Source organism: Pontibacter amylolyticus (genome assembly GCF_014638845.1).
In the GTDB taxonomy this organism is placed as follows: Bacteria; Bacteroidota; Bacteroidia; order Cytophagales; family Hymenobacteraceae; genus Pontibacter; species Pontibacter amylolyticus.
Genome location: NZ_BMFP01000008.1, coordinates 106378 through 119542, shown reverse-complemented (window position 1 = coordinate 119542; position 13165 = coordinate 106378). Strand labels below are relative to the sequence as shown.

General features: G+C 54.2%; 11 protein-coding genes. 8 read left to right on the top strand and 3 right to left on the bottom strand.

Annotation, left to right across the window (positions count from 1 at the left end; all coding sequences use genetic code 11):
* Window positions 1-106: 106 nt before the first annotated feature.
* The 4 genes from IEV97_RS18130 (at window position 107) to IEV97_RS18115 (ending at window position 3834) form a co-directional block, all read left to right on the top strand.
* Window positions 107-1501, top strand: coding sequence for a bifunctional UDP-3-O-[3-hydroxymyristoyl] N-acetylglucosamine deacetylase/3-hydroxyacyl-ACP dehydratase (locus IEV97_RS18130; RefSeq protein ID WP_188502910.1), 1395 nt, complete (start codon window positions 107-109; stop codon window positions 1499-1501).
* Window positions 1498-2289, top strand: coding sequence for an acyl-ACP--UDP-N-acetylglucosamine O-acyltransferase (gene lpxA, locus IEV97_RS18125; RefSeq protein WP_188502909.1), 792 nt, complete (start codon window positions 1498-1500; stop codon window positions 2287-2289). The genes IEV97_RS18130 and lpxA overlap by 4 nt, the downstream gene beginning before the upstream one ends.
* Window positions 2279-2929: an ABC transporter ATP-binding protein gene (locus IEV97_RS18120; RefSeq protein ID WP_188502908.1), complete on the top strand. Its 651-nt coding sequence runs from the start codon at window positions 2279-2281 to the stop codon at window positions 2927-2929. The genes lpxA and IEV97_RS18120 overlap by 11 nt, the downstream gene beginning before the upstream one ends.
* Window positions 2930-3126: 197 nt before the next feature.
* Window positions 3127-3834 (top strand): YebC/PmpR family DNA-binding transcriptional regulator, encoded by a 708-nt coding sequence (locus IEV97_RS18115; protein ID WP_188502907.1) that lies wholly within the window; start codon window positions 3127-3129, stop codon window positions 3832-3834.
* Between the two features lie 66 nt (window positions 3835-3900).
* Here IEV97_RS18115 and IEV97_RS18110 read toward each other — a convergent pair whose 3' ends face one another.
* Together IEV97_RS18110 and IEV97_RS18105 are read right to left on the bottom strand one after the other, a co-directional pair.
* The gene (locus IEV97_RS18110; RefSeq protein WP_188502906.1) at window positions 3901-5181 is read right to left on the bottom strand and encodes an erythromycin esterase family protein; all 1281 of its coding nucleotides are present in this window, start codon (window positions 5179-5181) and stop codon (window positions 3901-3903) included.
* 147 nt (window positions 5182-5328) lie between these two features.
* Window positions 5329-6063: a DUF4197 domain-containing protein gene (locus tag IEV97_RS18105; RefSeq protein WP_188502905.1), complete on the bottom strand. Its 735-nt coding sequence runs from the start codon at window positions 6061-6063 to the stop codon at window positions 5329-5331.
* A gap of 156 nt (window positions 6064-6219) precedes the next feature.
* Here IEV97_RS18105 and IEV97_RS18100 point away from each other — a divergent pair, with 156 nt between their 5' ends.
* From IEV97_RS18100 to IEV97_RS18085, 4 genes are all read left to right on the top strand, one after another.
* The gene (locus IEV97_RS18100) at window positions 6220-7479 is read left to right on the top strand and encodes a competence/damage-inducible protein A (RefSeq protein ID WP_188502904.1); all 1260 of its coding nucleotides are present in this window, start codon (window positions 6220-6222) and stop codon (window positions 7477-7479) included.
* A 115-nt stretch (window positions 7480-7594) separates the two neighbouring features.
* Window positions 7595-8968, top strand: a complete 1374-nt coding sequence (locus IEV97_RS18095) for a dihydrolipoamide acetyltransferase family protein (protein WP_188502903.1) — start codon at window positions 7595-7597, stop codon at window positions 8966-8968.
* Window positions 8969-9149: 181 nt separating this feature from the next.
* The gene (locus tag IEV97_RS18090) at window positions 9150-9665 is read left to right on the top strand and encodes a hypothetical protein (protein ID WP_188502902.1); all 516 of its coding nucleotides are present in this window, start codon (window positions 9150-9152) and stop codon (window positions 9663-9665) included.
* A 50-nt stretch (window positions 9666-9715) separates the two neighbouring features.
* Window positions 9716-10312 (top strand): hypothetical protein, encoded by a 597-nt coding sequence (locus tag IEV97_RS18085; protein ID WP_188502901.1) that lies wholly within the window; start codon window positions 9716-9718, stop codon window positions 10310-10312.
* 58 nt (window positions 10313-10370) lie between these two features.
* Here the strand turns inward: IEV97_RS18085 and IEV97_RS18080 are convergent, their stop codons facing one another.
* Complete coding sequence (locus IEV97_RS18080; RefSeq protein WP_188502900.1) at window positions 10371-12998, bottom strand: valine--tRNA ligase; 2628 nt, start codon at window positions 12996-12998, stop codon at window positions 10371-10373.
* Between the last annotated feature and the right edge of the window lie 167 nt (window positions 12999-13165).

Below are 13165 nucleotides of genomic sequence, written 5' to 3'. Positions count from 1 at the left end.
AAAATCTTAAGTTTGCACTCGCAATGCTCCCTCCGCTGTAAATCCGCTCATACTCTGTGCGCTACAGCAGCGAAAGTATCGCTACAAGTTAACAACGAAACATTAAATGAATTATAAACAGCACACTATCAAGGGTCCGGTAACTGTATCGGGCATTGGATTGCATACGGGCGTTGTATCGAATATGACCTTCAAGCCCGCCCCTGCAAACCATGGCTACAAATTCCAGCGCATCGACCTGGAGGGTCAGCCGACTGTGAATGTGGACGTGGACAATGTGGTGGACCTTTCGCGTGGCACGACCATCGAACAGAATGGCGCGCGCGTGAACACAGTGGAGCATACCCTGGCCGCGCTGGTAGGCCTGCAGATTGACAATGTGCTGATTGAGCTCGACGGCCCGGAACCTCCGATCATGGACGGCTCTTCCATCGAGTTCGTAAAAGCGCTGCTGGAAGTAGGACTGCAGGAGCAGAACGCCCTGCGCAACTACTTTGAGATAACCGAAGGCGTGAGCTACAAAGACGAGAACCGTGGCGTTGAAATAGCCGCCCTCCCGCTCGACGACTACCGCCTGACCGTGATGGTGGACTATAATTCGCCTGTACTGGGCAGCCAGCATGCCTCCATTACGGACATGAGCCAGTTTGAGGAGCAGGTGGCGCCTTGCCGCACATTCTGCTTCCTGCACGAGCTGGAGGCGCTCTACAAGCAAAACCTGATCAAAGGCGGTGACCTGGACAACGCGATTGTGATCGTGGACCGCGTGGTAGAGGAAGGCGAGCTGGAGTACCTGGCTGACCTGCTGGGCAAGAAAAAGGTGAAGGTAGAGGAAGAGGGCATTCTGAACAACACAGAGCTCCGCTTCAAAAACGAGATGGCCCGCCACAAGCTGCTCGACCTGATGGGTGACCTCGCCCTGATCGGTCGCCCGATCAAAGGACAGATCCTGGCTGCAAGACCGGGTCATGCCGCCAACATCGCTTTTGCACGCCGTGTAAAGAAACTCATACAGGAAGCTTCGATCAAGAACGTACCAACCTACGACCCGAAGAAGCCACCGGTAATGGACATCAACCAGATTGCGGCCACCTTGCCGCACCGTTACCCCTTCCTGCTGATAGACAAGATCATCCACTTAGACGAAACCACGGTAACGGGCGTTAAGAACGTGACCATGAACGAACCTTTCTTCCAGGGTCACTTCCCGGGCAACCCCGTGCTGCCAGGCGTGATTCAGATCGAGGCGATGGCCCAGACGGGCGGGATCCTGGTGCTGAACACGGTGGAAAACCCGGAAGACTACTGGACTTATTTCCTGGGCATAGACCGCTGCCGCTTCAAGCGCAAGGTCATTCCTGGCGATACCATCATTTTTAAATGTGAATTGCTTGCCCCTGTGAAACGGGGTATTGCCAAAATGTCTGGTCAGGCCTTCGTGGGCGGCCAACTGGTAATGGAGGCAGAGATGTCGGCAAGTATAGTAAAGAAAGACGCATGAATCAGCCGTTAGCATACATCCACCCAGAGGCTAGAATTGCCCAGAATGTGGTCGTAGAGCCTTTTTCCACCATCTACAAGAATGTAGAGATCGGAGAAGGCACCTGGATTGGTCCCAACGTGACCATCATGGAAGGCGCCCGCATTGGCAAGAACTGCAAAATATACCCCGGTGCCGTTATCTCCTCTGTGCCACAGGACCTGAAGTTCGCCGGCGAGGAGACAACCGCCATCATCGGAGACAATACCGTCATCAGAGAGTGCGTGACCATCAGCCGCGGCACCATCGACAAGATGAAGACCGTGGTAGGCAGCAACTGCCTGATCATGTCCTACGCGCACATAGCGCATGATTGCATCGTGGGCAACAACTGCATCGTGGTGAACGCCGTGCAGATGGCCGGCCACGTAGAAATGGGCGACTACGCTATCATCGGGGGCTCAAGCGCCGTGCACCAGTTCGTGAAGATCGGTGCCCATGCCATGATCTCGGGCGGGTCGCTGGTTCGCAAAGACGTGCCTCCTTTTGTGAAGGCAGCGCGCGAGCCGCTTACCTATGCCGGCATCAACTCCATCGGCCTGCGCCGCAGAGGGTTCAACAGCGAGCAGATCAACGAGGTGCAGCAGATCTACCGCATCCTGTTCATGAGCGGCATCAACACCACGGAAGCCCTGGACAAGATTGAACTGGAGATGGCCCCTAGCCGGGAGCGTGACGAGATCATCAATTTTGTGCGTGACTCGGGCCGTGGTATCATTAAGAGCTACTTCTCAAAAGATGCAAATTAACCTAAGCGACTTAGGTAAACGCTACAATTACGAATGGATTTTCCGGAACCTGACCTATACCCTGGAGTCAGGCACCTCATATGCCATATTGGGGCATAACGGGTCCGGTAAATCCACTCTTCTTACTGTTATAGCCGGCCACAACCTGCACTCCGAAGGTGAGATCACGTACCTGGTCGATGGCAAAGCGGTCGAGCCGGACAAAGCTTATCGCCAACTCTCGCTTACGGCGCCCTACCTGGAGTTGGTGGAGGAGTTAACGCTTCTGGAGATGATTGCTTTTCATACCCGTTTTAAGCCATTGCGCCATAACCTGTCGCACGATGACCTGATAGAGCGGATGGGCCTGCAGAAATCCCGTAACAAGTATGTGAAGGATTTCTCGTCGGGTATGAAACAGCGCCTCAAGCTGGGACTGGCCATCTACTCTGACACCAAACTTTTGGTGCTCGACGAGCCCACTACCAACCTCGATCAGGAAGGCGTGAGCTGGTACCAGGAGCACGTGGCGGCTAATAAAGAGGGCAGGCTCATCATCGTGGGGTCCAACATTGTGCACGAGTATAGTTTTTGCGACCAGCACCTCTACATCACCGACTACCACGCCCAGGCCAGGCAGCCAAAGTCAGTGAGGCCTTAATAGTTCGTCAACCGATACGCCATCCCCTTTCTCGGCAAAGTTCAAATCAGGAGTTTTTCAGGTGCTTGCCTTGAAAAAAACCCCAATTGGTGTGACTTAAACTGCGAAAAACGATTAACAGACAACGAACAGCGAAAATATTACCGAATTACAGTTTAGCTCCCTAAATTTGTAATAGATACACGTAATCAAATACCATGGGAAGAGCATTTGAATTTAGAAAAGCCCGTAAGTTTAAGCGTTGGGACAAGATGTCGAAGGCCTTTACGCGCCTCGGCAAAGAGATCGTGATGGCAGTGAAGGAGGCTGGCCCTAACCCGGAAACAAACTCCCGACTGCGTACGGCCATCAATAACGCCAAAGGCGTGAACATGCCCAAAGACCGCGTAGAAGCGGCCATCAAGCGTGCCTCTTCCAAAGAAGAGAAAGACTACGAGGAAGTGGTATACGAGGGCTACGGTCCGCACGGAATCGCCATACTGGTAGAAACTGCCACTGACAACCTGAACCGTACCATCGCCAACATGCGCGTATACTTCTCGCGTGCGGGCGGCGCTGTAGGTAAAACCGGTTCCCTGGATTTCATCTTCACCCGCAAGGGCATTTTCAAAATAGCCGCCGAGGGCCTCGACATCGAGGAACTGGAGCTGGAACTGATCGACGCCGGTGCGGAAGACATCTACGAGCACGAGGGCGAGATCATTGTGGAGACTGCCTTTACTGACTTCGGAGCCATGCAGAAAGCGTTGGAGGAGAAGGGCTTGAACGTGATCAGCGCCGAGCTGCAGCGTGTGCCGAACACCCGTATGGAGCTGACCGACGAGCAGGCCGAGGAAATTGAAAACCTGATCGAAAAGATTGAAGAAGACGACGATGTGCAGGCGGTTTACCACAATATGGCATAACCCCTCACAAATTCTTAAGGTATAGCGGAAGGCTGTCTGTTTAAATGCAGGCAGCCTTTTTTGTACTCAATAATTCCACGGGTATAGCTCCGGCTCTCTGCCACCGCGCACTTTCATGTGCAGTGGGTGCACTCCTTCTGTTTCGTCGAAGTACAGGAAAGCGTCGTACCGATCAGGTATAACGGTGGGTACGTAGTTGCCGAAGTGTTCCATTTTGGGGTCGTATACCACGCCAATGGCCCGGTGCGGGATAGTTTGCTGCAGTTCAGGTATAGCTTTCAGGTCTTTGGAGAGGATGATCTTGTCGTCGGTGCTGATCCCGTGCAGCATGTGCTCCCAACTCCCCTCGCGGGCAGGCGGCATGTCCATTTTCTGCATGGGCGCCCCCCAGGAGCGGCTCGCGATCACGTTGCCCTGGTAGCTACCGAAACCGACTAATTTCACCTGGTCCCGGCCGTATCGCTCGCGGGCCAGCTGCCCGATGTTAAACATGCCGTCGTCCGCCATGTCAGTGTACCGGGCGTCGCCAATGTGGGTATTGTGCTCCCATACAATCGCTTTAGCATTCGGTCCGTGGAATTCGAGCAGGCGGTCCAGGGTTTCCATCATGTGCGTGTCGCGCACGTTCCAGGAGCCTGCTCCTCCCCTGATCATGGCGCGGTAGTACTTCTCGGCATTGACCGCCACCAGCGCGTTTTGGGTCGTGCTGAACTCGTGCTCGGGGTCATCGGGGTATACGGGGCGGCGCGAAACCTGCTCGAGCATCTGCACCACTTCGTCTTGGCAGTCGGTGGGCACGAAGGCGGTGGCCTGGGCATAGGTTTGCGGGTCGCGGTGGAAGGGCTCGAAACAACGGACTGCGGCACGGGCGGCCTCAGCGGCTTTGCCGTTGCGCTGCTCCATGTACTTGAGCACCTGCTCCAGCGACTCCCACAGACTGTACACGTCCAGTCCGTAAAAGCCTACCTTGTCCTGTACCTGCCGCAGGTGGTTGAAGTCCCGGATCCACTCCACCAGGGCCGCTACCTCCCAGTTGGCCCACATCCAGGTAGGCCATCGGCGGTATACCTCCAGCACCTCGGCAATCCGGCGGCCCGAATTCTGGTAGCCCTTCACGAAGCGGTTCACTGCGTAGCACTCCGGCCAGTCGCCCTCTACGGCTATAAAGCCAAAGCCCTTGTCCTCGATCAAACGCTTCGAGATGGCCGTGCGCCAGGTATAGTACTCCGATGTACCGTGCGAGGCCTCTCCCAGCATCACGACCCGGGCATCCCCAATTTCCTCAATCAGGATATCCAGGTCTTTCTCTTTCGTAATCGGACTGTATTTGAAGCGTTTGTTTTCCATAGGTGACAGGGGGCGAAAAAGTGTATCTTACTCACTCTTAAAATTTTGTGTATTGTACTTTCAATCCGGTGCTAATGTTTTGCAAAAAAGAAAGCCCGCCGTACCAAACGGTACAGCGGGCTTCTGAAGCGGTATAACAGGTATAGCTTAGGACTGGTTTTCTTTGGCAAACACCCTGCGCAGAAGCTCCGTGGTGCGGGCAATCGGGTTCTCGCGTATGTTCGCCTCTTCCTGGGCCACCAGCGTGAAAAGACCGTCCATGGCTTTTTGGGTGGCGTATTCGTCCAGGTTTGGGTTTACCTTCTGCACCATAGGAATCTGGTTATACTGCGTCACAAGTTCCGTATAATAACGGGTAGCGTTGGTCTTCTCCAACGACTGGCGTATCACCGGCATGAAGGCTACCTGCAGTTGCGTGGAAGTCGTGCGCTTGAGGTACTGGGTGGCCGCGTCTTTGTCGCCCTTCAGAATACCCCAGGCATCCTGTATCGTCATTTGTTTGATGGCATTCACGAAAATAGGCACGGCACTTTTGGCGGCGTCTTCGGCACCTCGGTTCAGCGTCATCACGAAGCGGTCCACCTCTTTGCCCAAACCTACCTGGCGCAGCGTGTTCTCCACCTTCTGCACATCAGGCGGGAAAGGTATGCGGATCAGCGAGTTCTTATAAAATCCGTCTGTCTGGGATGCCTGGTTAGAGCCTTTGGTGATGCCTACCTCCAGCGCCTGCTTCAGGCCCGAAGCCACTTCTTCGCGGGTTACAGCGACTCCCGTTCCGGTTCCGGCCATCACGCCGTCAACAGTCCGTTGAATGTCGGCCACCGTGCAGGCTGAAGCGCCAAGGGAAAGGGCGACAAGGGAGGTGTAGAGTAATTTTTTCATGGGTTTAGAGTTAAATTCACAAAGATGCAGGCCTATACCTGACAGCCGGGTCGAAAATACAGAAAATAACCGCAGCGATGCGCTAATTCAGGCGAACATCTTTATCTTGAATGGGTTTTCCTTTGCAGCACACAAATCAGACCAAAAAAATTTAACATGAAAGCGGTACACGCAGAAATCATCACGATAGGCGACGAAATTCTTTACGGGCAGATAGTGGACACCAACTCTGCGTGGATGGGGACGGAACTTGCCAAAATAGGTATACGGGTAAAGCAAATCACCTCGGTGTCGGATGAGGCGAGCCACATTGTGGAGGCGCTTGACAGTGCCAAAACCCGCGCCGACATCATCCTGATGACCGGAGGCCTCGGCCCCACCAAAGACGACCTCACCAAAGACGTGCTCACGGACTACTTTCATACCGAACTCAAACTCGACGCGCAGTCGCTGGCCGATGTGACGGAGCTGTTCAAAAGCCGGGGCTACGAACTGACGGAGCTGAATCGCCAGCAGGCCTTTCTGCCCGCTTCATGCAAGCCCGTGCGCAATGTACTGGGTACGGCACCGGGCATGTGGTTTGAGGACGCAGGCAAGGTATACGTGTCGATGCCGGGCGTGCCCTACGAGATGAAGCGCATGATGACCGACATTGTGCTGCCACAACTCAAGGCCTTTTTCAAAACCCCGCACATCATTCACAGAGTTATCCAGACGGTAGGCATACCCGAGTCGATGCTGGCCGAAAGGCTGGACGCGTGGGAAACAAATCTGCCGCCGCACATTAAGCTGGCCTACCTGCCCCACCTCGGCGGCGTGCGCCTGCGCCTGACAGGTATAGCCGAACATGCCGAACAGTTGGAACAGGAACTGGAAACGGAAGTAGGCAAACTATCGGCCCTCGTACCGAAGCATATTTTTGCCTACGGCGAAGTGCCTTTGGAAGAAGCCTTGGGACAACTCTTGAAAGAGCGCGGTCTCACGATCTCCGTTGCCGAAAGCTGCACGGGCGGTTACCTGGCACACCGCTTCACCAGCGTGCCTGGCAGCTCTACTTATTTTATGGGTGGCGTGGTAGCCTACGACAACAGCGTGAAAATGCAGGTGCTCGGCGTGAAGCCCGAGACACTGCAACGGCACGGTGCCGTGAGCGAAGCCACCGTGCTGGAGATGGCCCAAAACGTGCGCCAGAAGCTGGGAACGGACATCGGCGTGGCCACCAGCGGCATTGCGGGTCCTGATGGCGGCACACCCGAAAAGCCGGTCGGCACCATTTGGATCGCCTATGCCGACCAGCACGGTGCCAAGGCCAAACTTTTGCAATACAACAAAAACCGACAGCTCAATATTGAGTATACTGCCTTGGCTGTGCTCAACCTCGTACGCCAAAGTTTGAATATAGCCGTTGATGAATAGGCTAAAATCCTTAACTTTGTTTGCAAATTCGGGTCGCCAGGTATAGCGTGGCGTTGCTTTTCTGTTTCCTGCGGCCCAAAAACTGTCCCTTAATAGAACAACGAATAAATAAAATATGGCACTTGTAGAAATGATTATGCCCAAAATGGGTGAGAGTATCATGGAAGGTACCGTTCTGAAATGGCTCAAAAACGTGGGTGACACGATTGAGCAGGATGAGTCGGTGCTGGAAGTAGCTACAGACAAAGTGGACACGGAAGTACCTGCCATTCAGGGCGGCGTGCTGAAGGAGATACTGGTACAGGAAGGTGACGTGGTAGCCGTGGGCGCCCCGATCGCCATTATCTCTACCAACGGCGAAGACACTGCCGCTCCTGCCCCGGCCGCTACAGAAGCTCCTGCCGCCGCTCCGGCGCCACAGGCAGCTGCACAGCCTGCAGCCGCTTCTGCTGACGCCGCCGTCGTTAAACTCGACCAGCCAGCCTCCGGCCGTTTCTACTCGCCGCTGGTGCTCAACATTGCCCGCGAAGAAGGCATCTCGATGCAGGAACTGGAGTACATTCCAGGCACCGGCAAAGAGGGTCGCGTTTCCAAAAAAGATATCCTGACCTATGTAGAGGGCCGCAAAAACGCGCCGCAGCAAGCTGCCGCTCCACAGGCCCAGCCGCAGGCACAGGCTCCTGTTGCAACGACGCAGCCACAGGCCGCACCAGCGCCAGCAGCTCAGCCGCAAACGCAGGCTGTCCCTGCCGCTTCGAAGCCAGCCGCCTCTTACAGTGGTAATGTGGAGATCATCGAGATGGACCGCATGCGCAAGATGATTGCCGACCGTATGGTGGACAGCAAGCGCATTTCTCCGCACGTAACTTCTTTCGTGGAAGCCGACGTGACCAACATCGTGAACTGGAGAAATAAGTGGAAGAACGACTATAAGAGACGCGAAGGCGAAAACCTGACCTTTACACCGATCTTCATCGACGCGATTGCCAAAGCGATCAAGGACTTCCCGATGATCAACGTGTCGGTGGACGGTGGCAACATCATCCGCCACAAAGACATCAACATCGGTATGGCTGTGGCCCTGCCAAGCGGTAACCTGATCGTGCCGAACATCAAAAACGCCGACCAGCTCAACTTGAACGGTCTGACCAAAAAGGTAAATGACCTGGCCAACCGTGGGCGTATCAACAAACTGACGCCAGACGACCTGGCAGGCGGTACCTATACCGTATCGAACGTAGGTTCATTTGGCAACGTGATGGGAACCCCGATCATCATGCAGCCGCAGGTGGCCATCATGGCCGTGGGCGCTATCAAGAAGAAGCCTGCCGTGATCGAGACTCCGGAAGGCGACTTGATCGGTATCCGTCACTTCATGTTCCTGTCGCACTCGTACGACCACCGCGTGGTGGACGGCTCGCTGGGTGGCATGTTCGTGCGCCGTGTAGCGGATTACCTCGAGAACTTCGATGTGAACCAGTCGATTTAACTTTTGACAAAGGAGTTTTTGACGAAAGACAAAAGACTTCAGGTATAGATAGAAAGCCTGCCTCAGAAAATGGGGCGGGCTTTTTTGCAGGTATAGCATTCCATATACCTTTTTACTAATATTGGACTATCTGTTTTAACGCGCTTCCGTTAATGAGGAAGTATAACCCAACTACAAAACTATGAAGAGTGCCATCGCCTGGATCGTAGCCGCCATCTTTCTGTTCGCAGCCATTTATTTCTACTGGCAAAAAAATGACGCCGAGAGCCGACTGCGTATTGCCGACAACAAAATAGCCGAAACCAGCCAGCAACTGGATCAGGAAGTAGCCGAAACTGACTCGCTGGAAGAGATAGTGCTGCCACCTGATACGATGGCGGTGGTGCCTCCGGGCGGTGTGGAGTTTGTGGACGAAATGGGCAGCCTCAGCGAGAGCGATATCCAGAAGCTCCGCAAAAAAGGCCTGCGCAACCCGGAAGTGGACCTGCTGAATGACCTGAACCGCAAGCAAAGGCAGCTTATACCTAGAGAGGGCGTAGCGGGCGGCACCATGGCCATCCGTGACAGCCGCATTTTGAACGACCGCTATGCGATGGCCTATTACGAAGATGGCCACATCGGGGGCTACATGATTTTGAAATACGAAGTGAACAACGGGAATATTACCTGGCGGGTGGTGGATAGCTCCGCTTTGTAGCTTTCTGCACGGTATTTGAGTATAGGAAAACAGGTATAAAACCAAATGCTATGACCCCACTCTCGCTTCTGTTTCCTGTACTCTTCGCTTTCTTATTTAACCAAGACAGTAATCTGCAGTTGGGCCAGGATCTTCGCAAAGATTCTAAGATACTGGCCAGCACGTCCGTCTTTATCAGCGACAACGCTACGTTAAGCCCTTCTATGCGGACGATTGAAAGCGATCTGGAGCTGTTCTATTTGATAGCCAGCATCAACCTTTCAGAAAGTAAATACAGCGCCAGGCAGCAGGGCAGGCACCATATACAGACGTGGCGCTTCAGCGAGGGCAACATCAAAGCCATTCGCCAAATCGAAACCACAATAGCACTTGACACAGTCGTGACCCAACGCTACCTCGAAAACCGGGCCCCCACGCAACAGCGCATTCAGAACAACTTCAAGTTTCGTACTTACGCTGTTTCCACCACCGATGCGCTTATCAAACTTTACTACCTCACCGAAGACGAGCAGGGCCTGCTCGAGTACAAAATCGACGATCGCCACGTGGAACTTGTGTATTCGAAGAAAAAGCTAGGTCTTAGTGACGTCATGCCGAAGGTAAAAGATGAATTGGACAGGTTGGTAGTGGAGTTGAGCAAGGAGTAAAAACAACAGCGGCCGTTCCCTCACGAGAACGGCCGCTGCCATTATAAGTCGCTGTACCTTAAAGCGAGGCCAGACTCTGCTCAATGGCGTGAATCTTCGCTTCGGCATCCGCCTGCTTCTTGCGCTCGTTGGCGATGACCGCTTCCGGGGCGCCGCTCACAAAGCGCTCGTTGCTAAGCTTCTTCACCACCGAGTTCAGGAAGCCTCTGGTGTACTCCAGTTCCTTCTGCAGACGATCCCTCTCGGCTTCCACATCAATATTGCCCTCCATCGGGATGAAGAACTCGTCGCCGGCCTCTACGAAGCTGATAGCGCCTTCCACGCTTTCCTGCACGAGCGTTACTTCATTGATGTTGGCCAGCTTGCGAATGATGCTGATAAAGTCATCGTAACCATCCTGGTTCATCACTTTGATGGCCAGATCAAGCGACTTGTTCGGTGATATATTCTTCGAGTTGCGGATGTTGCGGATAGCGGCTACGATTTTGAGCACAGCCTCCATTTTCTCGTTTAGCTCCTTGTCGAACTTGTCCTGCTTTGGCCAGGCTGCCACAATCAGGTATTCTTTGTCCTTGCGCTCTTTCAGGTCCTGCCAAATCTCCTCTGTAATGAACGGCATGAACGGATGCAGCACTTTCAGGATTTTCTCCAGGTATACGATGGTCGTATCGAGCGTCTGCCTGTCGATCGGCTGCTGGTAGGCCGGCTTGATCATCTCCAGGTAGCTCGAGCAGAAGTCGTCCCATACCAGTTTGTACACCGTCAGCAGGGCATCCGAAATACGGAATTTGCTGAAGTGGTCTTCCAACTGTACAAAGGCCTCGTTGAAGCGTGAGTCAAACCAAGCCATGGCCGTTTCGTTCGGGCACGGCAGGCTCTCGTCCACTTCCCATCCTTTGATCAGGCGGTAGGCGTTCCAGATCTTGTTGCTGAAGTTACGGCCCTGCTCCACCAGTTTCTCGTCGAACAGCAGGTCGTTACCGGCCGGGGAGCTGAACAGCATACCGGCACGCACGCCGTCGGCACCGTACTGGTCGATCAGGTCGAGCGGGTCCGGTGAGTTGCCCAGCGATTTGGACATCTTGCGCCCCTGCGCATCGCGCACGATACCGGTCAGGTATACGTTGCGGAAAGGCGCTTCCTTGCGGAACTCGTAGCCCGCCATGATCATACGCGCTACCCAGAAGAACAGAATCTCAGGCGCCGTCACGAGGTCGTTGGTCGGGTAATAGTATAGGATGTCTTTGTTATCCGGGTCTTTGAAGCCGTCGAAAACAGAAATAGGCCACAGCCAGGAAGAGAACCAGGTATCGAGCACGTCATCGTCCTGTCGCAGCTCACTTGCCTGCAGGTTCGCGTTGCCGCTTTGCTTGCGGGCCAGTTCCAGTGCGTCTTCAGGCGTAGTTGCTACTACAAACGAGCCATCTGGCAGGTAGTAGGCAGGTATACGCTGTCCCCACCACAGCTGTCGCGAAATACACCAGTCGTGCACGTTCTCCATCCAGGAGCGGTACATGTTCTTGAACTTTGGCGGGTGCAGGCGAATCTCGTCGTTCATCACAGCGTCGAGGGCTGGCTTTGCCATCTCCTCCATCTTGCACCACCACTGCATTGACAAACGTGGCTCAATCACAGCGCCGGTTCGCTCTGACGTCTGCAGCACGCTCGCATACTCGTCGATTTTCACCAGCAAACCAGCTTCCTGCAGGTCTTTTACGATGTTGCGACGGGCCGCGAAACGGTCCTGACCAACGTATAGCTGCGCCTTTTCATTCAGCGTACCGTCGTCGTTGAGGATGTCGATGGTCGGCAGGTTGTGCTTCTGGCCCAGTTCGTAGTCGTTCAGGTCGTGCGCCGGCGTCACTTTCAGGGCACCCGTACCAAACTCGATCGACACGTACTCATCCAGAATCACCGGAATCTCTTTGCCCAGCAAAGGTATGCGTACTGATTTGCCGTGCAGGTGGGTATAGCGCTCATCGTTCGGGTTCACGGCCACGGCCACGTCGGCCATGATCGTCTCCGGACGTGAGGTTGCTACGGTGATGTAAGTCGGCTCTGCGCCACCCACTACTTCGTAGTTCAGGTGGTACATCTTGGCCATGGTGTCTTTTGGCACCACTTCTTCATCCGAAAGGGCTGTACGGCCCAGCGGATCCCAGTTCACCATGCGCACACCGCGGTAGATCTGGCCTTTGCGGTACAGGTCCACAAACACCTCGATCACGGCTTCGCTCAGGTCGTCTTCCATCGTGAAGCGGGTACGGTCCCAGTCGCAGGAAGCGCCCAGTTTTTTGAGCTGCTCCAGAATGATGCCACCGTACTTCTCTTTCCACTCCCAGGCGTACTCCAGGAACTCCTCGCGGGAAATATCTTTCTTTTCAATGCCTCTTTCCTTGAGCATGGCCACTACTTTCGCCTCCGTGGCGATAGAGGCGTGGTCGGTGCCCGGTACCCAGCAGGCCTCCTTGCCCTTCATGCGCGCACGACGAATCAGCACATCCTGAATCGTGTTGTTGAGCATGTGGCCCATGTGCAGCACGCCCGTTACGTTTGGCGGCGGAATCACGATGGTGTAAGGTTCCTTTTTCGGGTTAGGCGTAGAACGGAAGAAGCCGCGCTGCATCCAGCTGCTGTACCACTTCTCTTCTACTTCTCTGGGGTTATATTTCGTTGAAATCGACATCTTAAACGGATTATTTCTACTATTTGCGCCAAAAGGCAAAATTAGGGATTTTGTGCTAATTGTTTATTGCTAATTGTGGATTGTTGTGGGCTATACCTGAAGTTGCCCCATACAGGTATTCTGTGTCATTTCGAACGCCAGTGAGAAATCTGAATCAATTACTTTCT